Source organism: Arenibaculum pallidiluteum (assembly GCF_017355985.1).
Classification (GTDB): domain Bacteria; phylum Pseudomonadota; class Alphaproteobacteria; order Azospirillales; family Azospirillaceae; genus Arenibaculum; species Arenibaculum pallidiluteum.
In genome coordinates this window covers 1-24,512 of sequence record NZ_JAFIQU010000031.1, presented here as the reverse complement: position 1 = coordinate 24,512, position 24,512 = coordinate 1, and the positions used below count along the sequence as shown (strand labels likewise).

Sequence of the window (24,512 nt, the reverse complement as noted above, 5' to 3'; positions counted from 1 at the left end):
GTATGTCTCCCGAACTGGAACAACGCGTGCGCGAGCACGCCTACAGCATCTGGGAGCGCGAGGGACGCCCGCATGGTCGTGCCGAGGCGCACTGGCTCCAGGCCCTGGCGGACCTGCGCGAGGCCGGGCATGCCAAGCGGCGCCCGCGGGGACCATCAGGACAACTGCGTGGCGCCCGCCTGCGGGGCTGGTCGCCGGACCAGGCCCTTGAGATCCTGCCGCCGCGTCGGCGGCAGTGGTGCACCGTCCAAGCGGGAGCCGGCAGGGCATGACCGGCAGTAAAGCAGTCACGGACACTCTGACGACGGGGTCTGGCACAGCCTCGCTTCTGCGTCCGGGCGAGACCTGCTGGCGCCGCGCGCACGCCAGACGCCTGGCCGTGCTGGTGGACGGCGATGCCTATTTCCGGGCGCTGCGCTCGGCCATCATCCGCGCCGAGCGCAGCATCATGATCCTCGCCTGGGAGTTCCACGCGCGTACCGATCTTTTCCCAGGAAACGATGCCGGCGATGGATGGCCGAGTTGCCTGGCTGACCTGCTGCTAGAGGCGGTGCGTCGCAAGCCCGCGCTTGAGGTGCGCATACTGGCGTGGAAACACTCAGTGCTCTTCGCGCTGGAACGCGAGTTCCCTCCCACGCTGCTGCTGCCGTGGAACCGGCACCCGCGCATCACCTTCCGGCTTGACGACACGCACCCGCCGGTGGCGTCGCATCACCAGAAGGTGGTCGTAATCGATGATCGCATCGCCTTCTGTGGCGGGCTCGACGTGTCGGCAAACCGCTGGGACACGCCGGAGCACCGGCCGGAAGATCCGCGGCGCGTGAACCCCGCCGGTCGGATCTACGGACCATTCCACGACGTGCAGGTCGCTGTGGACGACGCGGCTGCGACGGCCTTGGGGGACCTTGCCCGGGAGCGTTGGCGCAGGGCCACGGGCGTGGCGCTCGTTGCTCCCGAGGGAGCCAGTGATCCTTGGCCGGAGTGGCTGCTGCCGGACATGGGCGACATCGAGGTCGGGGTCGCCCGCACGGAGCCGGCCTGGGCCGGCGCGCCCGGAGCGCGGGAGGTCGAGCGCCTGTATCTCGAGAGCCTGCGCCAGGCAAAGCGGCATGTCTATATCGAGAACCAGTACCTCACCTCGGACAGCATCGCCGAAGCGCTCGTCGAAAGCCTGTCCGGCCACCGCGGCCCCGAGGTCGTGCTCGTGGTGCCCCTGCGCGCCTCCGGCTGGCTCGAGGAACCGACAATGGGAGTTGCGCGCGCCCGTCTGCTGCAACGGCTCCGCGCGGCGGACCGGCACAGGCGGCTTGCCGTGTTTCATCCCGTGGGGCCGGATGGCACGCGCGTGAACCTCCATTCAAAGGTCATGGTCGTCGACGACGCCCTGCTGCGGATCGGCTCCTCGAATCTGGCGAACCGTTCCATGGGCCTCGACACCGAGTGCGACATCGCCGTCGAGGCGCAGGAACGAGCCGATATTGCCGTGGCGGTAACCGGCGTCCGGAACCGCCTGCTGTCCGAGCATCTGGGATGCCGGCCAGGGGACGTGGCGGCGGCAATTAGCAGGACGGGAAGCCTGATCGGCGCGATCGAATGGCTGCGTGGCGGTGAGCGCACGCTGAGGCCGCTCCGGCTCTCTGATCGCACGACGGGGTCCTGGGTTCCGGAGACACGGGTCTTCGACCCTGACCACCCTGTTGACCCCGCAGAGCTGATCCTGGAGGCCGTCCCGCCTTGGTCGCGGCTCCTGTGGCGGAACGGGAAGGCCGCATGAGATCGCGGCCGATCAATGATCCGTGGCGTAGCCACGGCCCTTTCCCCTATCCGCTCGCCATGGCGATCGCGATGCCCGTCGCCGTGGTGTCGCCCTTCCTGCTGGCGCCCCCGCTCTGGGTGGGGTGTGGAAGCAGGCTGCGTATAGGACCGGGGCTAAGGCAGTTCGACATAGTGACCTGGGCCAATGGGCGGGCCGTTAAGCGCCCGGCCGCTCTGGCGAAGGCCGTCGAAGAGGTGCGCAAGGCGGACAAGGAACGCCCCCTCGTCCTGCGCCAACGCGAGGGGGAGGCGCTCTCGTTCTGCTCCCCATCCCCTCGGACCAGGGCTGACGGTCAGGTGGCGGGCGGATCGTCCCCACCGCCACGGTCCAGCGCTGGTCCAGAGAGGTGTCCACTGTCACATCCAAGACTTCGCTCGAAGAATTCAGGCACGCGCAAGCAAGGGAGAATGCCATGCGGAGGAGTGAGGGAGCCGATGTGCTGATCGCGGACCGCGAAGTCGTCGCCACGCGGGACTTCGACGTGCCAGCGCACGTGCTGTTCACAGCCTTCACACAGCCGGAACACGTTGCGAAATGGTTCGGACCGAAGGGATGGCTAGTCACCACGGCCGAGGCGGACTTCCGGGTCGGCGGCCGGTTCCGCTACTCGGCCGCCGCCCCCGACGGCAGCCAGGTCGCGCCGTTCGGTGGCGAATACCTTGAGATCGTCCCGGACCGGAAGATCGTCTATGACAGTGGTGTCGGAGAGCTTGGAGCCGGAAGGATAATCGTAACGGCCACCTTCGACGAAACGGATGGAAGAACGGCACTGACCATCCGCAGCCTCTTCGAATCCGTCGCCACGCGGAGCGCGCATATCGGCGCCGGCTACGTTTTCGGCGTCAACTCAACTCTTGATCAGCTCCATGACCACCTCGCCGGGATGAAGTCATCTGTGGGATGAGCAGGCGCCCTCCCGGTCCGGTGGCTCCCCAGAAATAGAGCCGGGAGACCATTGCGGTCCGACCCGTAGGGCTCATGCCACACGCAAGAGAACAGCGGAGGTTTCGGACGAGAGCGCGCGGCGGCTCACCCGAAACCTCCAGCAAACGACGAGCGAATCGACTTAGGCCGGGAGTAAGATGCCGCAGACGATCCTTACCTGGATCATTGCCCGTCAAGCTTGGTTCCGGTTTCACCCCGGGTGTCGGCAACCTGCTCGACCGCCTCCGTCCGCAGCGTCACGAGCCGACTATCCACGACACTGTCCGCCACTTCCATCAGGTATGCAGGAAGCGGCGCCGTGATACCCGAGCGTAGCACGCTAGCGGGAAACTCCGGGCAACCACCCTCGGCAAAGGCCGGGGTCGCCACCAGCACGGCGGCGAGGGCAGCGGCACTGCGTACCATGTCCTTCCTCCTCCGATGACTTGCGGAGCCGCGGCGCGACAGCGTCGCCGCAGTCCGCGACAATTGGATCTGGATGCACAATCTTGCCGCTTCAAGGTGCGCCAGACCGGCGCCGGCGCCACGGCATGCTCACACTTCAGGATTAATCAGAAAAACGTATTCCGGGTCTTCTTGACGGCGGATCGCGCGTGATTACCTCGAAATGCGCCGAGTGCCCGCACGGGGCTCGGCGGCCGCACAGGCCCACGGCTCGTATCCATGTTGCTCCCCGGAGGATGTGGCTATGAGGACCATACCGGCTCCCGCATCCCACCTCCCTTCCGGTCAGAGCAGCCCGATCCTGCGCGGATCGTGAGCACAGGGAGGTTTCAAGGGGGATGCTGCGATGGCTATGATCGAAGCCATTGGCCTCGGCAAGCGTTTCGGGACGCTGCAGGCCGTCGCCGGCGTGTCGTTCGCGGTGGACCGGGGGGAGGTCGTCGGCTTCCTCGGCCCCAACGGCGCCGGTAAGTCGACCACCATGAAGATGATCGCGGGCTTCCTGCCGCCGACCACCGGCACGGCCCGGGTCGGCGGGCACGACGTCCGCAGGGATCCCATCGCCGTCAAGGCGCGGCTCGGCTACCTGCCCGAGGGCGCGCCCGCCTATGGCGACATGCGCGTCGGAGCCTTTCTCGACTTCGTGGCCGCATTGCGCGGCCTTGACGGCAAGGATCGGTCGCGGCGGATTGGCGAGGTCGTCGAGCAGATGCAGCTCGGCCATGTCCTCGACCAGCGCATCGAGACGCTGTCCAAGGGCTACAAGCGCCGTGTCGGTATCGCCCAGGCGCTGGTCCACGACCCCGAGGCGCTGATCCTCGACGAGCCCACCGACGGGCTTGACCCCAACCAGAAGCACGAGGTGCGCGAGCTGATCCGCTCCATGGCGGCGCGGAAGGCGATCATCGTCTCGACCCACATCCTCGAAGAGGTCGAGGCCGTGTGCACGCGCGCCATCATTATCGCGCGCGGCCGCGTGCTCGCCGACGAAACACCCGCCGCGTTGCTGGCACGGGCCTCGCGCAGGCCGACGGTCGCGATCACGGTACGGGCCGATGCGCATGAGCAGGCGCTTGCCCTGCTGGGCGCCATTCCGGGCGTCGAGCAGGTCGAGGTCGCGGGGCGGGTCAACGGCGTCGCCAACCTGCGGGTCGTTCCCGCCGAAGGCCCAGCCAACGGCAACGAGATCCTGGGCGCGGTCGGCGCGGCGCTGGTGCGCGACGGTGTGGCGCTTGAAGACCTGCATGTCGAGCGGCCGCGCCTGGACGAGGTCTTCCGGCAGATCACGGCCGGCTGAGGGAGGGATCGATGCGCAACACGCTGATCGTTTTCCGGCGCGAGTTCGCGGCCTATTTCTCGACCCCGCTCGCCGCCGTCTTCCTGGTGATCTTCCTGGCCCTCGCCGCGGGCCTGGCCTTCCATCTCGGCCGCTTCTTTACGCGCGGCGAGGCCGACCTGGAGCCCTTCTTCGTCTTCCACCCGTGGCTGTTCCTGATCCTGATCCCGGCGCTGGGCATGCGGCTCTGGGCCGAGGAGCGCCGGAGCGGCACGATCGAGCTGCTGATGACACTGCCCGTGCGCACGGGCGAGGTCGTTGTCGGCAAGTTCCTGGCGGGCTGGGCCTTTGCCGCCGTAGCGCTGGCGCTCACGCTGCCCATGTGGCTGACGGTCAATTATCTCGGCGACCCCGACAACGGCGTGATCGCGGCCAGCTACATCGGAAGCTGGCTGATGGCGGGCGCCCTGCTGGCCCTCGCGGCCGCCGTCTCGGCACTGACGAAGAACCAGGTGATCGCCTTCGTGGTGGGGGCCGCCTGCGGCTTCCTGCTGCTGATGAGCGGCCTGGACCTGGTGCTGGGCGCGTTCCGGCCCTGGGCGCCACCCGCGGTCGTGGACTTCGTGGCCTCGCTCAGCTTCCTGACCCATTTCGGGCAGATCACCAAGGGTGTCCTGGAGGCACGGAGCCTCCTCTACTTCGGCTCGCTGATCGCGTTGAGCCTCTTCGCCAACGCGATCTTCGTCGAGCTCAAGAAGGCGCGCTGAGGGGAGGATCGCATGTTCGAGAGACTTGAGCGGATCGAGCGCGGCTGGCTCGCGATCGGCGGCCTCGCGCTCGCTGCGGTGCTGTTCCTGGCCGTGAACCTGGCAGGCTCCGTGCTGCTGCGCGACACCCGCCTGGATTTGACCGAGCGCGGGCTCTACACGCTCTCCGAGGGCACGCGGAAGACGCTGGCCACGCTCGAGGAGCCGCTGCGCCTGCGCCTCTACCTGTCCTCGGCGCTGCTCCGGGAGGCGCCGCAGCTTGCCTCCTACGCCGACCGCGTCCGGCAGATGCTGGAGACCTACGCGGCGCTCTCGCACGACCGGATCAGGCTCGACGTCATCGACCCACGGCCCTTCTCGCCGGAGGAGGACCGCGCGGTCGCCTTCGGGCTCAAGGGCGCGCCCATCAACGCCCAGGGCGACCGCGCCTTCTTCGGCCTGGCGGCGAGCAACAGCACCGACGACCGGCAGGTGATCGACTTCTTCTCCCCCGAGCGCGAGACCTTTCTGGAATACGATCTGACGCGCCTCGTCCATACGCTCGCCAATCCCGGGAAGCCGGTGCTGTCGCTGATCGACGGGCTTGGCCTCGCCGGCGGCCCGTCGACGGGATACCAGCCGTGGCAGGTGCTGGAACAGATGCGCCAGCTCTTCGACGTGCGCACGCTCGGCGGTGACGTCGCCGAGATCCCGCGCGAGACGGCCGTGCTGATGGTGGTCCATCCCCAAGCGCTCGGCGACAAGACGCTCTACGCCATCGACCAGCACGTGATGCGCGGGGGCCGGACGATGCTGGTCCTCGACCCCTATGCCGAGGCCCAGGAGGGCCCGCGCGGCATGCCGCTCCCCGATACGGCGTCGAGCCTGGACAGGCTGCTGACCGCCTGGGGCGTGCGGTTCACCGGAGACAAGGTCGTGGCCGACCGCTCCCGCGCGATGCAGGTGCAGGCCGTGGTCGGCGGCCGCCCCGTCCTCGCCCCCTACGTGGCGTGGCTGAGCCTGCCCGAGGAGGCGCTGGACCGGAACGACGCGGTCACCGGCCAACTCACGACCCTCACAGTCGCGAGCGCCGGCGCTTTCAGCCTTGAGAGCGGCGGGGGTGGCGGGGCGACGCTGACGCCGCTCGCCGTCACGAGCCCAGACGCGGCCCTCATCGATGCGGCCAAGGTGCGTGACAACCAAGATCCCGCCGAGCTGCTGCGGGACTATCGACCCGAGGGCAAGCCGCTGGTGCTGGCGGCGCGGCTGACCGGCACGCTGTCCTCGGCCTTCACCTCCGGCCGACCCGAGGGCGCGCCCGACGGAGCGCCCATCGCCCGGTCCGAGAAGCCCGCGAACCTGATCCTGGTGGGCGATGCCGACCTGCTGTCCGACCGCACCTGGCTCAGCCAGCGCAACGTACTCGGCCAGCGCGTGGCCGTGCCTTACGCCAACAACGGCGACTTCGTCGTGAATGCGCTGGAGACGCTCGCCGGCGGCGACGCGCTGGTCGGCCTGCGCGGACGCGGGCTGTCGCACCGGCCCTTCGAGCGCGTTCAGGCCATCGAAGCCGAGGCCGAGCGCCGCTACCGCGCCACCGAGCAGGAGCTGACGGCCAAGCTCAAGGAGACCGAGGAGAAGCTCGCCAACCTCGCCCGCGACGGCGGGGCCGGCGACCAGACGATCCTGACGGAGGAACAGCAGGCCGCCATCGAATCCTTCCGCGCCGAGATGCTGGAGACCCGCGCCCAGCTCCGCGACGTCCAGCATGCGCTGCGCCGCGACATCGAGGATCTCGAGACGCGGCTCGCGGCGCTCAACATCGGCGCCGTGCCCGCGGCAGTGGCGTTGGCGGCGCTGGCGGCGGCGCTGTGGCGGCCCTGGCGCAGCCGGGCGGCGGTTCGGACGGCATGACGGCAGGGAGGCAACCGAGATGACACCAAGATCCCTGGCAGCCCTGGTGGTCGCGACCGTGATCGCGGTTGCGACGGCGGCATGGGCAGTCGCGACGCAGGCTCCGAACACTCCCGAGGAGCGCTCGGGCGAGCGCTTCCTGCCCGCGCTCGCACGCGCGGCGAACGAGGTCGGCCGCATCACGGTGACCGCGGGCGGCGCCACATACACGCTCCAGCGCACGCCCGAAGGCTGGGTGCTGGCCGACAAGGGGAACTATCCGGTCCGTCTGGACGTCGTGCGCGAGCTCGTGGGCGGCCTGGCCCGGCTCACCGTCCTCGAGGGCAAGACCGACCGCGTCGACCGGTTAGCCCGGCTCGACCTGCAGGATCCCACCGGGGCGGAAGCCAAGGGCCGCGGCGTGCGGCTCGAACGGGCCGACGGCTCCGTCGTGGCAGATATCGTGCTCGGCCGCGCCGACTACACGGCGAGCGGCACCGGCGGCCTCTACATCCGCGAGGCGGGCTCGACCAAGGCGTGGCTCGTCGAGGGGAAAGCCCCGCTGCCGGCGGAGGCCGTAGCCTGGACGGATCGGCAGATCCTCGATATCCCGGCGCAGCAGGTGGCAAGGGTCACGATCGAGGGCGGCCAGGCCGCAGGCATCGCGCTGGTGCGCGGACCCGAGGGTAAACCTCGCCTGGCCGACGGCTCGGCCGTCAATGAGAGTGAGGCCGACCGGCTCTTCGCGCTGGTTGAGCGGTTGAGCATCGACGATGTGCGCCCGGCCGGCCAGCCGGCCGATGCGACGGTCCGCGGCGCCGTGCTGGAAACCGCGGAAGGCGTGCGGCTGCGCCTGACCCCGGCCGGATCCGACGGCGAGGGCTGGGTGACCGTGGCAGCCGAGGCGAGCGAGCCGGCGGGGCAGGATGCCGCCGCGGCGATCGCGAAGCGGACCTCGGGCTTCGCCTTCAGGCTGCCACGCTGGAAGGCCGATCTGCTGATGACCACACCCGAGAAGCTCAATCTTCCCAATTCCTGAGGTGGATTTCCCTACCTGCGCCGACGGAAAATCGTGTGAATTGGCGAGGATGCGGGCACGACATCGTGTCCGCATCGTGCGTGTTCCCAGTGTTTCATCCAGTGACACTAACCCTCCCGCCACATGGATGACACCTCGCATGAGCTTTGCAGGCCTGGCGTGCCCGACGTGGTGTGAGCCAGCGCAGCGTTCTCGCCGCACCAGAGTCCATCAGCAGCGAGTTCGATACCAGAGCCTATGCTTTCACTCGTGAGGTCGTCGGCGAGCCGGCGGTATAGCCGGGAGATAAGCATCGTCTTCCCAATTCTGAGCCGGAAATGGGAAAAGATCGACAGCTGTCGATGAATTCAGCCGCCTCAACGATCGCACGGCTTTCCGAGTATGCGGACGCTCCAAGCCGCACCCTGACCGAAAGGCTCCATCATATATATGTACGAAGAATATAGGTCATCGGTGACTCGGATCACAAGCTAGCTTCGGCTATTACACCTAACGTCGCTGCTATATTCGGCTGTTCGGAATTTTAAAGTGACTCGAGGGCATTTTGTCCCATCCTCGTTTTCTGCCTAGAGAGGGTATTCCTGGCGTTCCTCGTACATCTAGAACAGCGCTGCACTGCGCCCCGGATCGGCACGCGACCGGGGGCCCCTTCCTGCGAGGTGGTACCGCGTCATGATCGAGACCGAAGACGCCTCACGGGAGGCCCTATACAAGCTCGCAGTCAAGCTTGTTGCGCAACTCGTGCGGACTCAGGCGCGGCTGGACGTAATCGTAACCGTGCTGAAGGCGGATGCCAGCGGCCCGGCCTCTGTTGAGACAGAAAGCCCCGTGCCGGTGCGTGTCCGCGGGGGCCGTGGGTAGATGCGCAGCAGGGTTTGACGAGCCTTTCTCACGCCTGCAGTGTTCTGCGGCCGCCCCGTCCTGAGGCGCCAGGGACGGGAGCGCCCACCGGCTTGCCAGGATGGTCCTGATCCGCGCATCGCGAACCAGGACCCAGTCGGACCGGTCCATCGATGGATGCCCATGCGCTGTGCCGCAGCTGCTGCCCCCGACGCCGCACACTCAATCTGAGATTGCCGAGGTGGCGTGGAAAGGAGCTCTGTGCATGACCAGCCGAAAGGTGGTTCCCTCCCCAGTTTCCATGGACCACTCCGCATCCAACTGACTGGCCAAGGATTGAATTAGGACTATGCCAGTGGTCATGGAGGCCTCTACGGACTGGATGTCCGATGGCAGACCGATACCATCATCAGTCACGATCAGTTCGACGTTGTCGCTCGGAGTCCGCCAAAGGCTCAATCGGATTTTGCCTAGGCGATTCCCCGGAAATGCGTGTTTGAGACTGTTCGTGATCACTTCGTTTGCAATGAGGCCTAACGGAAACGCCGTGTCTATCCCGCACTCAAGCGGCTCCGCTGCAATCTCCGTCGAGACGCGGCCGACTTGGCCGTGCAGATCCACAAGTCCGAGCGCAAGCTGCTTAAGATAAGGTTGCAACGCCACCCGCGTCAGGTCCGCGGACTGGTAGATATGGCGGTGCAGGCGGCCCATGGCGTCGAGGCGTTCGCCAATCGCCTCCAGGCGATCCCGCCCCTCCGGAATATCCTTGAGCCGGATGGCTTCAAGCTGGATTAGAGCCCAAATGGCCTGCAGGTTGTTCTTGACCCGGTGGTGCACCTCCCGGAGCAGCAAGTCTTTCTCGGCGAACGCGCGTTGCAGCGCCTCGTGGGTCGTTCGCAGCTCGTGGACGTCCGTACTGGTTCCGATCCACTCAAGGATCATCCCAACGGCATTGAGGACCGGTTCAGCACGGACCAGGAACCAACGGTAGGTGCCATCGTGGCGGCGGTACCGGAGTTCCATTTCATATGCTTTCCCCCCGGCCAGCGCATCGCTCCATGCCGCTTGCACCCGTTGAAGGTCGTCTGGATATACGACCTCCATCCACCCGCCCCCAAGCGACTGCTCCAGCGTCAGTCCGGTGAATACGTACCATCGATCGTTGAATCCGATCGCCTTCCCATCTTTGTCGCTGACCCAGACTAACGCCGACATGGTGTCGGTCATGACGCGGAGGCGCTCCTCGTTCGCCTCCAGCGCCTCCTCAGCAGCCTTTCTCTCGGAGATGTCGATGACCGACCCAATGTAGCCAAGTTGCTCGCCGTTTGGCCCGATCCGCGGCGCCCCAGAGTCAATGGCCCAGGCGTAGCTTCCATCGGCGCGCTTTAGACGGTAGTCGAGCCGGAAGGGAATACCCTTTGCGTTGGCATCGGTGACCCTGGCATCCACGCGGATGCGGTCGTCAGGATGCACGCGCTCTAACCAACCCATTCCGAGCGCATCCTCGATGGACTGGCCTGTAATCTCGGTCCATTGCCGGTTGAGATAAGAGCAGGATTTGTCGCTCTCGGTTACCCAGACGACGACCGGCGCATTCTCCGCCATATTGCGGAAGCGCTCTTCGCTCTCGCGCAGCGCCGCTTCGTATCGCGCACGTTCGGAAATGTCGACGGCCGAGGCCACTAGCAACCCCTCTAGTTCCCCGAAAATCGGCCCGATTGCAAACTCGATGTCGAGAAGTTCCCCACCCGCGAGCTTTGCCTTGATATCGAAACGTGCGGTCTTGCCGGCACGCGCTTGCGCCACCGCTTCCCGGATGCGCGAGGAGACCGCAGAGTCATAGGAGAACCATGGGCTGTCGGCGAAGTGTCGCCCGATCGCTAGGTCCGGTGCGAAACCGGAAATCTCGAAGCAGAGTCGGTTTGCATAGGTGACTGTCCCTTCTGGCGTAAGGACGGCAACGAAGGCGATCAGGCTATCCATGACACCTTGAAGGAATTGCGCCCGTTCCTCGCGATCAGTTACGTCCGCCATTGCCCCCGAGAATCGGATGGCGCGACGCTTTTCCCCGGTGCCCTCGAACTGCGCCCGGCCATAGGCTGAAACCCAGCGTACGCGACCGTCGGGATGAATGGTTCGGTAGGCCAAGTTGTACTGGCCATCCCCGGACGGGTCGAATGTTCGCCCAAGGGCCTGAGTAACATGATCCCTGTCTCCGGGATGCACGCGTCGGAGAATGCTCGCCGAAGAGACTGTTTGGCCCGCCTGAAATCCCAGCATCCTCATGGCGCGATCGGACAAGACAATGGAGCCGTCGCGTGGATCAGCACTCCATGTCCCGAGATCGGCCGCGGCGATCGCCATACGCAACTGGTCACGACTTTCCCTGACCTCGTCCTCTTTGCGCAGGAGAGCCTCGACGGACCTGAGATGATTCGCGAGCACGGCAGTCGCTGCCTCGGCAACGTCCTCGAGCAATGCTATTTCGCCAGAATGGACGCTTGGACGAGGCTCCGGATCCATGACACCGATGATCCCAATGGCGTAGCCTTCGGGCATCATGAGTGGAACGCCCGCGTAGAACCGGATGTATGGCTCTCTCCCGACAAGGGGCGAGGCCTGGAACCGCCGATCCTCTCGCGCATCGGAGACGACGAGCGCCCTGCGGGTCTCAATGACGTGGGCGCAGAAGGAGGATGCGCGGATCGCTTCGACAGTGGGAGGTCCCGCCCCGTAGCTGCATATGAACCAATGCTGGCTCTCATCTATGAGGGAGATGAATGCTTTTGAGGCTCCGAGCAGCTTCGCAGCCAAGGTGACCAGGCGATCGAATGCGGAGTTCGGCATCTCCTCCGAAATGCAGTGCCGAAGAAGTCCGGAGAGCCTCCGCCGAGCAGCCGTCCGGCTTTCGTCGCCTTCGAAATCTATCGGCATACCAGGTGACACCTCCAAGCCGCCCGTATGCTCGTCGAATCAAAAGGAGAAGCTTCGATTATATCAGAAGCTTCGATTAAATCGCGAGCTCAGAGGAACGAGGCGACCGCTGTTACGATGGCTATCCGACAAGATCTAGCCCGCAAGGGATACTCGGCGAGTCTTCTCTGCTTTTCTCTTTTGAGGGTGCCGGTCCGGCCGCGTGTGTGACGATTTCCACCTCGGACTAAAAGCTGGCTTGGATCGCGCCTGACGCAGTCCCTGGTCGCGCAGCTCGGGGGTGAGTTGGAGGTCCGATCCCATTCTAGCGGCACCTGCGTCACCTTCACCGTGGTGCTGGTTGCCGGCACTACTGCGCAGTAGCGCATCCAACACCTGAGCTTTATGCGCTTGTGGGGCGGAAGGCGCCGGAGCTGCTTCGGATCGACACCGGAAGAGCTCAGGTCCACTCCGGAAGTGCGCCACGGCCCACCCCGCTTTCAGAAGTGCCTACCCCCGCATTCGGTGTCGGGCCAAGGTCTCAGATCCGCGGCGTCAACGCGCTCCGCGACCCTGCCGTCCGTGAGCATCACGTCGTAAGAAGGTGCTGCCTCCAGGACGCGGCCGACGACCAGTCCCTTCGCGCATCCGAGCTGCACCAGGCTGCCAGGTCTTAAGGCGCGCATCTCCCCACAGCCACCACGACGCAGATTCGATCCACACTACACGTACGCGCAATCTGCAGTGGGCGGTGCGAACTACCGGCGGGCGCGGGCAGCTGGCATGATAGACGCCGCGTCTCCGAGGCCGGTTCCGCGGTGGGCCACGATGTCCTGGAGCAGGCGCATCAGGGCAGCGGGCGTGAAGGGCTTGGGGAGCCAGCCGATGGCGCCGGCCTGCTCCGCCTCGCGCCGGCCGACCCGACCACTGAGCAGGATGACGGGGATCCCCCAGCGGTCCCGGATCTCGCGGGCCGCTGCAACACCGTCCGTCCCGTGCGCCAGATCGGCGTCCATCAAGACCAGGTCTGGCCGCAGTTCTTCGACGAGCCGCACAGCGTCCGGTGCCGTGTCCGTAGTCGCGCAGACCTCAACCAGCACCGCCTCGAGCGTCTCCTGGATGTCGAGCGCGATCAGCGCCTCGTCCTCGGCGACGACAACCTTGAGCATGCCTGCATTCCCCTGGCCCTGGTAATGTCAGCATTCAGCGATGCCGGCCCGGTGCGAAGAACAGCGTTCCGGGACGTTCGTCACCCCGGCCGGGAACGCAAGTACCGATCCGGTACAGTCACGGGATCCGTCGGTTCGGCCGGTCATGGGAAGCGCCGGCAAATCTGGGCAAGCATCCTGGTGACCGTTCTTGCTGCGTGGATCACGATCCCGGCGATGATCCGCGTAGCCCGCGGCGCCATCGTTTCATGGCGGAGCGGATGGCCACCGTGGCAACTGCGGCGGTGAGCGGCAGCACTAAGCAGGGGTGCCGCCGCTGCAACGCGGCTAGAAGGAATCGAGCGGGCGACACGTTCTGGTGCGTACGGGTGACGGCCTTGGCGTGAGAGTCGTGTTCGGCAAGGAGAGATTAGACCGGAGGCACCCTTCGTCACACGGCCGTTCGGCCCGGCGACAACTGACCTGTGCCCGCCAAGAGCGATTCGCTCCGCCTTCAGCCGTGGTCCCCGGGACGCCCGGACGGGATCGGCCCGCGGACCATGGACATCAGGCGCCACCGGTCCCCGCGTGGAGGACCACACGGCATTCCGTTCCGGGGCCGGCATTGCCGATCCAAACTTCGGCACCGATCTGCTCCGGCAATGACAGGATGATGCGCATTCCGAGGGAACGGCTTTGTCGCGCGGCAAAGTCCGCGGGCAGGCCCTGGCCGCGGTCGCGCACGACCAGCTCGATCCGATCCCCGGTTCGGCCGAGGACGATCCTCACCGGTCCTCCCGCCCGGTCCGGATAGGCGTACTTCAGCGCGTTCGTGACGAGTTCGTTGGCGATCAGCGCCAGCGGCACCGCGACATCGGGGGCGTAGCCACCGGAGCCACCTCCACGCTGAGCGAGACATCCCGTCGGGCAGGATCGAGCCCCGCGACGAGAGTCTGCAGCAACGTGCCGAGTTCCACGGCGTCGACCCGACCCCCCCGATAAAGGCGTTCGTGCACGGCGGCGATGCTGCGGATGCGGCTGCTCGTGCTCAGCAGGGCTGCGCGGGCCAGCTGATCGTCTACGGAGCCGAGCTGGAGGGTGATGATGCTCCCGATGAGCTGGAGGCTGTTCTTGGTGCGGTGGTTGACCTCCTTGAGGAGAAGATCCTGGTGCTCCAGGAGGCGACTCTTCTGCCGAAGCGCGAGGCGCAGATCGAGCTGGGCCATGACCTGCTCCGCCAGTGTCTGGAGCGCGAAGCGCTGGTCCTCGTCCAGGTCGCGGGGCCGCCGATCGAGCACGCACAACGTCCCGAGCGCGTGCCCGCCGGCGGTCTGCAGCAAGCAGCCGGCATAGAAGCGCAGACCATCGGCGGCCGCGACCAGAGGATTAGAGCACAGCCGCTCGTCCTGCAAGGTGTCGGGAACGACGGTGATACCGGGTCGGAGCAGGAAGTGCCGACAGATGGAGACGTTAAGCGGGGTCTCGCGCACGCCCAGGCCGACCTCGGCCTTGAACCATTGGCGGCGGCTTTCGATCAAGTTGACCACGGCGATCGGCGTGCGGCAGACGCGTGCCGCGAGATCGGCCAGGGTGTCGAAGGCGGGCTCGCGCGGCGTGTCGGACGGCTAATAAGGCGGTCCCGGCGCCGGATCCGCCCAAAACGCGGGGGCTCGGTCGATTGATGGTTAGGCAGGCGGCTAAGAGGTGTCGCCTCCGGCCCCGAACCGCAAGGCCTTTCAGAGTCGCCCAGGAGTGCCGCACCCGATTTCCGCTTACTGCCACGCACCCAGCGCATGTGCACAATGCGCAACCAAACTGCCCGGTCCTTAATCACGCAGTAAGGTTCGAACCGCATAAGTAGCGATGCGCCAGACGGTTCCATGCGCGGGATCGGGTTTCGAGCGCACCTGGGGGAGAGAGTCCAGCATCATGGTCGTTACGCTTAAGGCAACGCTGTTCACAACGGTTGCGACGCTCGCGACACTCGTCGTCATCGGCGGCGGAATCGGAACTTTGCGGGCGGTGGCGGAGCGGCAGGAAGCCGAGACGTTCCTGGCCGTCAACGAGGCCTCAGAACTCCTGATCCGGACCACAGGCCAGTGGGCCGTCGAGCGCGGGCTGACGAACGCCCCCTTAAACGGAGCCGAGCCCGTCGCGGCCGAGCGCCGTGCGCAGATCATGAAGCAACGCGAGGCCGCCGACCCGGCGTTCACATCCGCACTGGACCGGATTCGCGCCCTGCCGGCCGCCAGCGCGGCCGCAAGGCCGCTGGCCGAGGCGGAAGCCGCCTTCCGGGCCTTCCGCGAACTCCGCGCGAAAGTTGACGAGAACCTCGCGAAACCGGGTGCCGCTCGCGATCCTCAGATTGTCAAAAATTTCGCCCCGGCGATCACAGGCATCATCCAGAAGGCGCAGGACCTGCGCCTCACGGTCGAGACCCTGAGCGGCGCCCCGGACGCGAACCTGATGCTCCTCACGCAGGTCCGCCACCTCGTCACAGACATGGCCGAGAACGCCGGACGGGAACGCGCGGCCTTCGGCGCGCTCATTGCCACCGGAAAGCCGATCGATCTGGGACAGGTCCGCGCCGTCTCCCGGTCGCGCGGCCACGTGTTGCTGGCCTGGGATGCTGTGCGTGCCCTCGGCCTGCGAGCCGACACCCCGGATGCGCTGAAGAGCGCGATCGCCGGTGTGGAGGCTGCGTACTTCGGTCCATACGAAACCCTGAGGGATGCCGTCTTCGCCGACGGCGTCTCCGGCAGCTACAGGATCTCGGCAGAGGACTATGTCACGCGCGCGACGACGGCGATCGACACCGTGCTGAAGCTTGCCGATGCGATCGGCGCGCAGGCGCGCGCGCAGGCGTCGGAAGCCGTGGCCCGGAGTTCATCGGGAGTGATGGTGAACGGGGCCATGCTTCTGGTCGGATTGGCCCTGGCGCTGGGCAGCCTCTGGGTCGTCGCACGGCGGATCGTCGGGCCCCTCACCGGAATGACGGACGCGATGGGGCGGCTCGCCGCCGGCGACAAGACCGTCTCCGTTCCCGGCGCCGGGCGGCGGGACGAGATCGGGCGCATGGCCGATGCGGTGCAGGTGTTCAAGGCCAACATGATCGAGAACGAGCGGCTCGCAGCCGCTCATGAGGCGGCGAAGGCCAGTGCCGAGGCTGAGCGTCGTGCGGCAATGCTGAAGCTCGCGGACACCTTCGAGGCGAGCGTGAAGGGCGTGGTCGAAACGGTGGCGTCGTCGGCGACGGAAATGCAGGGGGCGGCGACGGCCATGTCGGCGACGGCCGAGCAGGCGAGCCGGCAGGCCATGGCCGTTGCCTCGGCCTCGGAGCAGGCCTCGGCCAATGTCCAGACAGTCGCCACCGCGACGGAGGAGCTCTCGGCCTCGATCCAGGAGATCGGCCGCCAAGTCGCGGCGTCGAGCACGATCGCCAGCCAAGCCGTGCAGGAGACTCGGCGCACTTCCGAAACAATTTCCGGGCTGGTCGAGGCCTCGCGCCAGATCGGCGCGGTGGTCGAGCTGATCAACTCAATTGCAGGCCAGACGAACCTGCTGGCGCTGAACGCGACGATCGAGGCCGCCCGCGCCGGGGACGCCGGGAAAGGCTTCGCGGTTGTGGCCAGCGAGGTCAAGGCACTGGCCACCCAGACGGCCCGGGCGACCGAGGAGATCCAGGGGAAGGTCCAGGAGATCCAGGCGGCGACCGGCGGGGCGAAGGCCGCGGTCGAGGGCATCGAGGAGACGATCGCCCGCATGAACGAGATCGCCGGCGCCATCGCAGCTGCGATCGAGCAGCAGGGGGCGGCGACTCAGGACATCTCCGCGAACGTGCAGCAGGCCGCTCGCGGGACCCAGGAGGTCTCGTCCAACATCTCCGGGGTTAACCAGGCGGCCGCGGAGACGGGATCGGCTGCCAGCCAAGTGCTCGGCGCCGCCGGCGGGCTGTCCAAGGAGGCCGAGACCCTGCGGCGCGAGGTCGCAAGCTTTATCGCGACCGTCCGCGCCGCGTGAGTCGTGCGCCTCAGCCTCGGCTCCGATCGATCCCCTCCCGTGAACTGCGGGGCGAGGCTCCCACCGGGCGAAGGTCCCCCGGACCTTCCCCGCGCCGAGCGGCGCCTTGCCCCGGGAGCGCCTGCGGAGGGTATTGGCGGTGCGGACTGTACGTCCCACTTCACAACTCCCGGAAGCGTGCCGATCGCTGCCCTGATCGGCAAATGCTGCCCCGAACTCCTCCTGCGGCAAACGATCTCGGCGATCGAGAGCCTGCCGGCCCGTCGCGGTGTCGATCCCTGACCCCGGCAGAACGGTTGAAGCGGCCGTAATCAATCGCGAGGGGATGACAGGCGTCCCGGTCCTGCTTGGCGCCGGGACCACTGCGATGGAGTGCCACATGCAGACACCGGGCGCCGGTTGGCGCATGGAGACACGCGCGCAGCGCCAGCTGATCGAGCGGCATTCGTCGCCGCGTAGCTGTAGCCGCTCGCAATCATCGCAACTGGCTCACATTAGCTACGGCGAGCGGGATCGGTCGGAGCGGTGTCCTATGACATGACGTTCCCGATCTAGCGTGGGTCAAACTTGCCAGATGTAGTCCATGGGCTTACAGATGGCCATTGGCCGCAGCGTGAGCCCCCGAATGCCCCGCAAACTAAGCATACCCCACCACTCGCCGCCACGCCCCGGCACGGTGCTGCGCGAGCAGGTCCTGCCGCAGCTCGGTCTCTCGGTCTCTCGCGCGTCCCGCGAGCTGGGGGTCACCCGCCAGTCGCTCCACAAGATCCTCGCGGGAACGGCCGCCGTCTCGCCCGAGATGGCCGTGCGGCTCGGACGCCTGTCTGGCACGAGGCCTGACTTCTGGCTCGGCCTGCAGATGGCCTGCGATCTCCGGGATGCCGAGAACGCCCTGGCCGACGAACTTTCCAAGATCCCCGCCCATACGCTTCCCGACACGCTGCTAACGGAGATCGGACGGTCCCATGGCACAAGGCCCTGACACGACCGCGCAGGCCGGAACCGGCATCGCCGAACTCGACGACGTGCTCGGCGGCGGCCTCGTCCGCGACCGCATCTACCTGCTGGAGGGCACCCCCGGCAGCGGCAAGACCACTGCGGCGCTCCAGTTCCTGCTGGAAGGCGCTGCCCGGGGCGAGGTGGGCCTCTACGTCACGCTCTCCGAGACCACGCACGAGCTGCGCGAGACCGCGGCCTCGCACGGCTGGTCACTGGACGGCGTCGAGGTCTTCGAGCTGGTGCCGCCGGAAAGCCTGCTCGACACCGAGCAGCAGCAGAGCCTGCTTTACTCCTCCGACCTGGAGCTCGGCGAAACCACCCGGATGATCTTCGATGCGGTGAAGCGCGCCAAGCCCTCACGCGTGGTCATCGACAGCCTCTCCGAAATCCGGCTGCTCGCCCAAGGATCCTTGCGGTATCGCCGGCAGGTCCTGGCGCTCAAGCACTATTTCGCCCGCCACGGCGCCACCGTTCTGCTGCTCGACGACCTGACCGCGGAGCCGAACGACAGGACCATGCACAGCATCGCGCACGGCGTGGTTCGCCTGGAGGAGATGGCTCCTGCCTACGGCGCCGGTCGGCGTCGGCTGCGCGTCCTCAAGTACCGCGCCCGCCGCTACCGCTGGGGCTGGCACGACTTCACGATTGAGACCGGCGGCCTTCGGGTGTTCCCGCGCCTGGTCGCCGCCGAGCACAAGGCTGGGGGCGCCGCCCGCGATCGGCTGCCCAGCAGGATCACCGGGCTCGACGCCCTGCTGGGCGGCGGCGTCGATCGTGGCACCAGCACGATCCTCCTTGGCCCGGCCGGCACCGGCAAATCGGTGTTCGCGCTGTGCTTCGCCGCCGCCGCCGTAGAGCGCGGCGAGCACGCCGCCCTGTTCGCCTTCGAGGAGGACGTCGGCCTGCTGTTCGACCGGGCTGGAGCTTTGGGCATCGACCTCGCGGCGATGCAGGCGGCCGGCAGGATGTTCGTCGAACAGGTCGATGCGGCCGAGGTGTCGCCCGGTGAATTCGCGCATAGGGTCCGCGCCCGCGTTAACGGCGACGGAGTGCGCACCGTCGTGATCGACAGCCTGAACGGCTATCAGGCGGCCATGCCGGACGAGACCTTCCTCCTGCTGCACCTGCGCGAGTTGCTCCAGTACCTCAACCGCCAGAGTGCCACGACCTTCCTGACTGTCGCCCAGCACGGCCTTGTGGGCGACATGAAGGCGCCAGTAGACATGACCTATCTTGCCGACACGGTGATCCTTTTGCGCTACTTCGAGGCAGTCGGGGCGGTCCGGCGCGCGGTTTCGGTGGTAAAGAAGCGGAGCGGCGAGCACGAGGCGACGATCCGCGAGTTCCGGATCGGACGGGAGGGCATCACCGTCGGCAACGCCCTGCATGAGTTTCAAGGCGTGTTGCAGGGGATCCCGACCTGGGTCGGCCGCGGCAATGGTCCCGCCTTCGGGGCCGACGAGGCGTGACGACCGGGGAACCGTTATCGCCCGAGCGTGTCCTCGTCCTGGCGCCCCGCGGCCGCGACGCCGCCGTGGCCGTGGCGTTGCTCGGCGAGGCCAACCTCGAGGCCGAAGCATGCCCCGACCTGCCGGCGTTGCTGCGGGAGGTGGCGCGGGGCGCTGGGCTGGCGGTGCTGACGGAGGAGGTTCTCCGCACTGCCGATCTGCGCCCGCTGAGCGCTTGGCTGCAGCGGCAGCCGCCCTGGTCCGACTTCCCGTTCCTGCTGCTGACCGAGCGCGGCGGCGGACTGGAGCGCAACTCGGAGCTGCGGCGCCTTCAGCACGTGCTGGGTAATGTCGCGCTGCTGGAGCGGCCGTTCCATCCGTCCACGCTCGTCAGCGCGGCAACGACGGCCCTGCGCGGCCGGCGCCGGCAGTACGAAGCCCGGGCGCGGCTCGATGAACTCCACGAATTGGCCACGACGCTCGAACGCCGCGTCGCCGAGGAGGTCGCCGAGAAGCTGGCGGCCGAGGCCCGCGTAAGCCAGCTGCAGAAGATGGATGCCCTGGGCCAGCTCACGGGCGGGGTCGTGCACGATTTCAACAATCTGCTTCAGGCGCTTGCGGCGTGCCTGCGCCTGGTCGATCGCAAAGTGAAGGATCCGGAAATCGCACCCCTGCTGGATGCCGGACGGCAGGCCGTCGATCGGGGCGCCCGGCTGACACAGCAGCTGCTGGGCTTCGCACGGCGCGAGGCCCTGCGGCCGGAGCCGACTGACATCCGCGCCCAGCTGCTCGGGATGACGGAGCTGCTCGTCCGGGCGCTGCGGGCGGACATCGAGCTGCAGGTGGCGATCGAGCCCGGTCTGTGGCCGGTCAAGGTCGATCCCACGCAGTTCGAGCTGGCCGTGCTGAACCTGGCCTTGAACGCCCGCGACGCCCTGCCGGGGGGCGGGCAGCTCACGATCGCGGCCCAGAACGCGGCGGCCGCATCCGGTAGCCCGGCAGGAGTGGACGGGGATTTCGTCCGTCTGACCGTGTCCGACACCGGGACCGGCATGCCGCCCGCGGTGCTGGCGCGGGTATTCGAGCCCTTCTTCACGACCAAGGCGGCTGGCAAGGGGTCCGGCCTGGGCCTCAGCCAGGTACACGGCTTCGCACGGCAGTCGGGAGGCGTCGTCGAGATCGAGAGCGCGCCAGGCCGGGGAACTACTGTGACGCTGCTGCTGCCGCGCTCGGCCGAGGTGCCGGCGGTGGAGACCACTGTGCCCCCCTCGGCGCCCGACGAGGCCGCGGGGAGGCGGATCCTGATGGTGGAGGATGATCCACTTGTCGCTGGCATTGTTGGCACGGCCTTGGAGGAGGCGGGCTTCGTCGTGCAACGTGCGGTGAACGCAGAGGAGGCGCTTGCCGCGCTCGAGCGGGAGGCTCCGGACCTTCTGTTCACAGATGTCGTGATGCCTGGGATGAATGGCGTCGAGCTGGCGCTCGAAGCCCGACGGCGCCATCCCGAGCTGCCGGTGCTGCTGGCGACCGGGTACAGCGAGGACGTCGCGGCCGTCGGCGGCCGGTTCAGGGTTCTGGCGAAGCCCTACCAGATCGAGCCGCTGGTCGAAGCCCTTCTCGACGGGTTCCGCCGCTCGCCCTGAGACCCTGAACGTCATCGACGGTCAGGCGCCGACGGACGACACAGGCAAAGCGAAGCCGCATGTCGCCGGAACGAGTCCCTCATCAGGGCCCTGCTGTCCCCGCTCCCCTGCTTCTGTTCTCGGTGGCGGCCTTCTGCCCCTCCTGGCTCTCGAACGAACAGGCAAGCATCGCGGACCCGATCGCCGGGATGCCCTGAACGGGGACGCCGCTCACGGGTACCGCGATGCGGCGGCGTACGGCAAACCTGCCGTTACGAAGCCTTGGCCGCTCTTCCCCGCGTGCTCGACCGGCGCTGCTTCGCCTTGTCCCGCGGACGCTTGCCGAGGCCGGTGGCCTTGGCGAGTTCGGAGCGCTGCGCGGCATAGGCCGGAGCGGTCATCGGGTACTCCGCGGGCAGGCCCCACTTCGCCCGGTAGCCCTGGGGACCCATGCCATGCGCCGCGATCAGATGCCGCTTCAGCATCTTCTGCTTCTTCCCGCACTCCAGGCAGGCGATCGCGGACGGAGTGACCGAGCGCTTGATCGGCACGGCGGGCTCCTGGGCCTTCTCGACCGGTTCCGCCTGGCCGAGCCCCTTGAGCGACGCGAACACCGCAGTGATCACATCAGGCAGCTCCGGCGCCGGGATGGCATTGCCGCGTAGGTAGGCTGCAGTGATCTCGGCCGTCAGGGCAATGAGGTCGGGAGCGGCAGACTGGGCGGACTCGTCGGGCGACATTCAGGCATCTCCTTTCGAAGGATAGGGACAATGAATCCGAGCTGACCTGTAGGCAAGAAGCTTCTGATCGGAAGCACCCCCCTGCTCCTGACCTGCGCCAGCCGCGCAACCACGACGCCCGGCTTTGCGTCACGCCTGAGGGCTCGCATGACGCCTTCGCCTCGACCACGTCAGTAGAAGTGAACGGTCACAGGCGTCGATCGCCGTCTTGGCCCAGCCCCGCAGCTTCTCCGGCAGCAACGGAACGGCCCGGCGCCGGATGGCTTCCGGTGGCTGCCAGGACTGAACCGGTGTGGCGCCGCAGGCGGTCATGACGTCCGGGTCGAGAGCATGCAGGTCGCGGTAGAAGCCACCCAGGGCAGCGCCAAGTCGAGCACGGGCGGCTTCCTCGAGACCTTCGTAGACTTCCGCTAAGAGGTAGCCGCCCTTCAGCTTTCGATGGCGCGAAAAGACGGGTGGGCCGTCGTGGAGGGTCAAGTCCGGAACCGGCAAACGCACGGCCCGACGGATGATCCTGAGGAGCGCCGCCTCCTTCAGCAGCGCCGCCCGGGCGACGTCATGCCTCGGGAACTTGAAGATCAGCTGGTCGTCGACATCCACCGCCACCGAGTGCCAGCCCTGCGTGACAAGCGAGAAGGTCGAGCCGTGCAGGTCTGGAAACGCTCCGACGATGATCGAACGATAGTCGGTCTCGGGTCGCTGGCCGCTGGTCATGCAGATCGGTCCGGCTCGGCCTGTGCGGGGTCCTCGATGCCGTTCCCGGCCGGTGCGGCCCAGGTCAGCGGATCGAGCCTCAGGTAGAAGGCCAGGCGCTCCCTGTCCGGGGCTTCCACCCCGAGGGTGTCGAACAGGATCGCAAAGGCCTCGTCGCCTTCACCCGGCGACGCCCAGCTTTCGCCGGCGTTCGCAATCATCAGGGCGAGATCGGCGTAGCGGTCCGCCCTTCCGAGCCGGCCGAGGTCGATCAGGCCGGTGCACCGGAGTGTCTCCGGGTCGACCATGATGTTCGGCATGCAGGCGTCGCCGTGGCAGACGACGCGGTCAGCCGCCTCCTGCACGAGCCGGACCGGGAACTCGTCGGCGATCCTCGCCAGCAGGTCGGCCGCCGGCAGCGTCCGGTCCTCCGGCGGCAGGAACTCGGGATTGACGGCATTGCGGGCGACGACATCCGCGGCCAGCCCGAACATGAGCGACAGACCGCGATCAAAGGGACATCGGTCGACTGCAAGCTCATGGAGAGCTCCGATCTGCCGAACGATCGACGGCCAGGCCCTGAGCAGATCGGAGCCTGAGAGCTCGCTCGCCGGAACGCCGGGGACGGCCCTCATGATCAGGCACGCGCCATCCTCGGCTTCGCGCCAGTCGACGACCTCGGGGCTGTCAAAACCCAGCGCATGGAGCCACGCGAGCCGGTCGCGCTCGCCGGCAAGGCCTCCAGATCGCTGAGCCGACACGATCTTGGCGTAGGCGAGTCCATCCTCCCGCCGGTAGACGCGATCGCCCGACTCGCCGGTCCTCACCGGCACCCAGGCCATGCGCTCGCGGCTAAGCAAACCGAAAGCCCGAGACAACCTTGTCCTTCCCCGTCGACGGTCAATCGCTCCCAGCATCATACTTGCGCAGCGGGAGACATGTAGGTCGGAGTTTCGGATTGCCCGAGAGGCTACGCCGCGTAGCCAAGGGGCTGACGCCGAGCCGGGCTGATCGCATCTGGACCGGGTGACGACCAAGACAATGATCTCCGACACCATGTGGCGTCGGCTTTCACCGTTGCTGCCACCCCAAAAGCCCAGGACAGGACGGACATCCCTCGATCGTCGACGCTTCCTCAAGGCCATCCTCTGGCTGGACCGCACCGGCTCACCATGGCGCGATCTGCCCGCAGACCTGATGAACTGGCGCACGGCTTGGCGGCGTCTGCAACGCTGGACCGCCGCCCGGATCTGAGGCCGCGTCGTTGCGGAACTGCCCGCCATGGCGACGGATGCGGGTTGCGATGTGCACATGCTCGACAGCAGCGTGATCCGCGACCATGCCCATGCCGCCGGGGCGCGCAAGGCGGCGGGCGAGCAAACGCTCGGCCGGTCGCGCGGCGGCTTCTCGACCAAGCTGCACCTACGCGCCGACGCGTACGGGCGTCCGGTGGCACTGCATCTGACGGGTGGCGAACGCCACGACCTGCTCGGGGCCGAGCCGCTGTTCAAGCAGGAAGCCCTACGCACCGGCCGACAGGGACGGCCACGTTGGAAGCCCAGGAGCGTCATCGCGGATAAGGCGTATTGGGCCGCATGGCTTCTGGAGGCGCTTCGCCGCAAGTGGATTGTGCCAATCATTCCAAGTCGCGCCGACCAGCCCGAAAACCCGGACTTCGACCGCGATGCCTATCGGCGGCGCAACCTCGTCGAGCGCCTGGTTGAGAAGCTGAAGCAGTTCCGCCGTGTTGCGACGCGCTACGACAAGCTCGATGCCCATTATCTCGTTTTCGTCCAGATCGCCTCGCTCATGGTTTGGTTACGCAGCTTTGGCGACACGGCCTAGCACTACCTTGGCAGTTCCTGCGTAATTAGGCGAGGCAAGACCTGTTGTCCTGCCCAGGAGATGGCCGGAGCCGGAGGCGGTCATG

The 24,512-nt window shown here is 67.2% G+C and carries 20 protein-coding genes and 2 pseudogenes; 13 read left to right on the top strand and 9 right to left on the bottom strand.

Going from position 1 to position 24,512, the window contains the following annotated elements; all coding sequences use genetic code 11:
- The first annotated feature begins 2 nt into the window (after positions 1–2).
- From JUB13_RS30720 to JUB13_RS30710, 3 genes are all read left to right on the top strand, one after another.
- Entirely contained in the window at positions 3–272 is a 270-nt protein-coding gene (locus tag JUB13_RS30720) for a DUF2934 domain-containing protein (RefSeq protein ID WP_207486078.1), read from the top strand.
- Positions 269–1,774 (top strand): phospholipase D-like domain-containing protein, encoded by a 1,506-nt coding sequence (locus JUB13_RS30715; RefSeq protein WP_207486077.1) that lies wholly within the window; start codon positions 269–271, stop codon positions 1,772–1,774. Before JUB13_RS30720 ends, JUB13_RS30715 begins: the two co-directional genes overlap by 4 nt.
- Positions 1,775–2,228: 454 nt before the next feature.
- A complete protein-coding gene (locus JUB13_RS30710) occupies positions 2,229–2,720 on the top strand; it encodes an SRPBCC domain-containing protein (RefSeq protein WP_207486076.1) in 492 nt (163 codons plus the stop codon).
- 203 nt (positions 2,721–2,923) lie between these two features.
- Here JUB13_RS30710 and JUB13_RS30705 read toward each other — a convergent pair whose 3' ends face one another.
- Positions 2,924–3,166, bottom strand: coding sequence for a hypothetical protein (locus JUB13_RS30705; protein WP_207486075.1), 243 nt, complete (start codon positions 3,164–3,166; stop codon positions 2,924–2,926).
- A 385-nt stretch (positions 3,167–3,551) separates the two neighbouring features.
- Here JUB13_RS30705 and JUB13_RS30700 point away from each other — a divergent pair, with 385 nt between their 5' ends.
- The 4 genes from JUB13_RS30700 to JUB13_RS30685 are packed head-to-tail and all read left to right on the top strand — an operon-like array spanning position 3,552 to position 8,159.
- Positions 3,552–4,502 (top strand): ABC transporter ATP-binding protein, encoded by a 951-nt coding sequence (locus JUB13_RS30700; RefSeq protein WP_207486074.1) that lies wholly within the window; start codon positions 3,552–3,554, stop codon positions 4,500–4,502.
- A gap of 11 nt (positions 4,503–4,513) precedes the next feature.
- Positions 4,514–5,248: an ABC transporter permease subunit gene (locus tag JUB13_RS30695; RefSeq protein WP_207486073.1), complete on the top strand. Its 735-nt coding sequence runs from the start codon at positions 4,514–4,516 to the stop codon at positions 5,246–5,248.
- 12 nt (positions 5,249–5,260) lie between these two features.
- Positions 5,261–7,141 carry a GldG family protein gene (locus JUB13_RS30690; RefSeq protein WP_207486072.1) on the top strand — a complete coding sequence of 627 codons (1,881 nt, stop codon included), beginning with the start codon at positions 5,261–5,263 and terminating at the stop codon, positions 7,139–7,141.
- A 19-nt stretch (positions 7,142–7,160) separates the two neighbouring features.
- The gene (locus tag JUB13_RS30685) at positions 7,161–8,159 is read left to right on the top strand and encodes a DUF4340 domain-containing protein (RefSeq protein WP_207486071.1); all 999 of its coding nucleotides are present in this window, start codon (positions 7,161–7,163) and stop codon (positions 8,157–8,159) included.
- Positions 8,160–9,221: 1,062 nt separating this feature from the next.
- On the opposite strand, the gene JUB13_RS30680 is transcribed toward JUB13_RS30685, so the two are convergent.
- The 5 genes and pseudogenes from JUB13_RS30680 to JUB13_RS31940 all read right to left on the bottom strand — a co-directional run.
- Entirely contained in the window at positions 9,222–11,846 is a 2,625-nt protein-coding gene (locus JUB13_RS30680) for a PAS domain S-box protein (RefSeq protein ID WP_207486070.1), read from the bottom strand.
- An 824-nt stretch (positions 11,847–12,670) separates the two neighbouring features.
- A complete protein-coding gene (locus tag JUB13_RS30675; RefSeq protein ID WP_207486069.1) occupies positions 12,671–13,081 on the bottom strand; it encodes a response regulator in 411 nt (136 codons plus the stop codon).
- A gap of 546 nt (positions 13,082–13,627) precedes the next feature.
- The gene (locus JUB13_RS30670) at positions 13,628–13,927 is read right to left on the bottom strand and encodes an ATP-binding protein (RefSeq protein ID WP_207486068.1); all 300 of its coding nucleotides are present in this window, start codon (positions 13,925–13,927) and stop codon (positions 13,628–13,630) included.
- Complete coding sequence (locus JUB13_RS31945; RefSeq protein WP_268914444.1) at positions 13,912–14,286, bottom strand: histidine kinase dimerization/phosphoacceptor domain -containing protein; 375 nt, start codon at positions 14,284–14,286, stop codon at positions 13,912–13,914. The genes JUB13_RS30670 and JUB13_RS31945 overlap by 16 nt, the downstream gene beginning before the upstream one ends.
- Positions 14,287–14,658 (bottom strand): annotated as a pseudogene (locus JUB13_RS31940) (GAF domain-containing protein); the annotation flags it as partial.
- A gap of 331 nt (positions 14,659–14,989) precedes the next feature.
- Here JUB13_RS31940 and JUB13_RS32355 point away from each other — a divergent pair.
- The 4 genes from JUB13_RS32355 to JUB13_RS32175 all read left to right on the top strand — a co-directional run bounded on the left by JUB13_RS32355 (position 14,990) and on the right by JUB13_RS32175 (position 21,170).
- Complete coding sequence (locus JUB13_RS32355) at positions 14,990–17,080, top strand: methyl-accepting chemotaxis protein (protein ID WP_236025350.1); 2,091 nt, start codon at positions 14,990–14,992, stop codon at positions 17,078–17,080.
- A 625-nt stretch (positions 17,081–17,705) separates the two neighbouring features.
- Positions 17,706–18,062: a HigA family addiction module antitoxin gene (locus JUB13_RS30655; RefSeq protein WP_207486066.1), complete on the top strand. Its 357-nt coding sequence runs from the start codon at positions 17,706–17,708 to the stop codon at positions 18,060–18,062.
- Complete coding sequence (locus tag JUB13_RS30650) at positions 18,046–19,548, top strand: ATPase domain-containing protein (RefSeq protein ID WP_207486065.1); 1,503 nt, start codon at positions 18,046–18,048, stop codon at positions 19,546–19,548. Before JUB13_RS30655 ends, JUB13_RS30650 begins: the two co-directional genes overlap by 17 nt.
- The gene (locus JUB13_RS32175) at positions 19,545–21,170 is read left to right on the top strand and encodes an ATP-binding protein (RefSeq protein ID WP_328703052.1); all 1,626 of its coding nucleotides are present in this window, start codon (positions 19,545–19,547) and stop codon (positions 21,168–21,170) included. Before JUB13_RS30650 ends, JUB13_RS32175 begins: the two co-directional genes overlap by 4 nt.
- Positions 21,171–21,421: 251 nt before the next feature.
- Here the strand turns inward: JUB13_RS32175 and JUB13_RS30640 are convergent, their stop codons facing one another.
- The 3 genes and pseudogenes from JUB13_RS30640 to JUB13_RS30630 all read right to left on the bottom strand — a co-directional run.
- On the bottom strand, positions 21,422–21,889 hold the full coding sequence (locus JUB13_RS30640) for a MucR family transcriptional regulator (RefSeq protein ID WP_207486064.1): 468 nt from the start codon (positions 21,887–21,889) through the stop codon (positions 21,422–21,424).
- A 129-nt stretch (positions 21,890–22,018) separates the two neighbouring features.
- On the bottom strand, positions 22,019–22,603 hold the full coding sequence (locus JUB13_RS30635; RefSeq protein WP_207486063.1) for a phosphotransferase: 585 nt from the start codon (positions 22,601–22,603) through the stop codon (positions 22,019–22,021).
- A gap of 59 nt (positions 22,604–22,662) precedes the next feature.
- Positions 22,663–23,424, bottom strand: a pseudogene (locus tag JUB13_RS30630) (APH(3'') family aminoglycoside O-phosphotransferase); the annotation flags it as partial.
- A 199-nt stretch (positions 23,425–23,623) separates the two neighbouring features.
- On the opposite strand from JUB13_RS30630, the gene JUB13_RS30625 reads away from it, so the two are divergent.
- Together JUB13_RS30625 and JUB13_RS30620 are read left to right on the top strand one after the other, a co-directional pair.
- On the top strand, positions 23,624–23,836 hold the full coding sequence (locus JUB13_RS30625) for a transposase (protein WP_207486061.1): 213 nt from the start codon (positions 23,624–23,626) through the stop codon (positions 23,834–23,836).
- Between the two features lie 27 nt (positions 23,837–23,863).
- Positions 23,864–24,427, top strand: coding sequence for an IS5 family transposase (locus tag JUB13_RS30620; protein ID WP_207486060.1), 564 nt, complete (start codon positions 23,864–23,866; stop codon positions 24,425–24,427).
- Positions 24,428–24,512 lie beyond the last annotated feature (85 nt).

Bases quoted from the DNA above. Each gene is read 5' to 3' on its own strand.
- JUB13_RS30680 (WP_207486070.1), bottom strand. From the start codon at position 11,846: ATGCCGAACTCCGCATTCGATCGCCTGGTCACCTTGGCTGCGAAGCTG.
- JUB13_RS30620 (WP_207486060.1), top strand. From the start codon at position 23,864: ATGGCGACGGATGCGGGTTGCGATGTGCACATGCTCGACAGCAGCGTG.
- JUB13_RS30720 (WP_207486078.1), top strand. From the start codon at position 3: ATGTCTCCCGAACTGGAACAACGCGTGCGCGAGCACGCCTACAGCATC.
- JUB13_RS30685 (WP_207486071.1), top strand. From the start codon at position 7,161: ATGACACCAAGATCCCTGGCAGCCCTGGTGGTCGCGACCGTGATCGCG.
- JUB13_RS30650 (WP_207486065.1), top strand. From the start codon at position 18,046: ATGGCACAAGGCCCTGACACGACCGCGCAGGCCGGAACCGGCATCGCC.
- JUB13_RS30715 (WP_207486077.1), top strand. From the start codon at position 269: ATGACCGGCAGTAAAGCAGTCACGGACACTCTGACGACGGGGTCTGGC.
- JUB13_RS30635 (WP_207486063.1), bottom strand. From the start codon at position 22,603: ATGACCAGCGGCCAGCGACCCGAGACCGACTATCGTTCGATCATCGTC.
- JUB13_RS30700 (WP_207486074.1), top strand. From the start codon at position 3,552: ATGGCTATGATCGAAGCCATTGGCCTCGGCAAGCGTTTCGGGACGCTG.
- JUB13_RS30655 (WP_207486066.1), top strand. From the start codon at position 17,706: ATGCCCCGCAAACTAAGCATACCCCACCACTCGCCGCCACGCCCCGGC.
- JUB13_RS30690 (WP_207486072.1), top strand. From the start codon at position 5,261: ATGTTCGAGAGACTTGAGCGGATCGAGCGCGGCTGGCTCGCGATCGGC.
- JUB13_RS30675 (WP_207486069.1), bottom strand. From the start codon at position 13,081: ATGCTCAAGGTTGTCGTCGCCGAGGACGAGGCGCTGATCGCGCTCGAC.
- JUB13_RS31945 (WP_268914444.1), bottom strand. From the start codon at position 14,286: ATGGCCCAGCTCGATCTGCGCCTCGCGCTTCGGCAGAAGAGTCGCCTC.
- JUB13_RS30710 (WP_207486076.1), top strand. From the start codon at position 2,229: ATGCGGAGGAGTGAGGGAGCCGATGTGCTGATCGCGGACCGCGAAGTC.
- JUB13_RS30640 (WP_207486064.1), bottom strand. From the start codon at position 21,889: ATGTCGCCCGACGAGTCCGCCCAGTCTGCCGCTCCCGACCTCATTGCC.
- JUB13_RS32355 (WP_236025350.1), top strand. From the start codon at position 14,990: ATGGTCGTTACGCTTAAGGCAACGCTGTTCACAACGGTTGCGACGCTC.
- JUB13_RS30705 (WP_207486075.1), bottom strand. From the start codon at position 3,166: ATGGTACGCAGTGCCGCTGCCCTCGCCGCCGTGCTGGTGGCGACCCCG.
- JUB13_RS30695 (WP_207486073.1), top strand. From the start codon at position 4,514: ATGCGCAACACGCTGATCGTTTTCCGGCGCGAGTTCGCGGCCTATTTC.
- JUB13_RS30625 (WP_207486061.1), top strand. From the start codon at position 23,624: ATGATCTCCGACACCATGTGGCGTCGGCTTTCACCGTTGCTGCCACCC.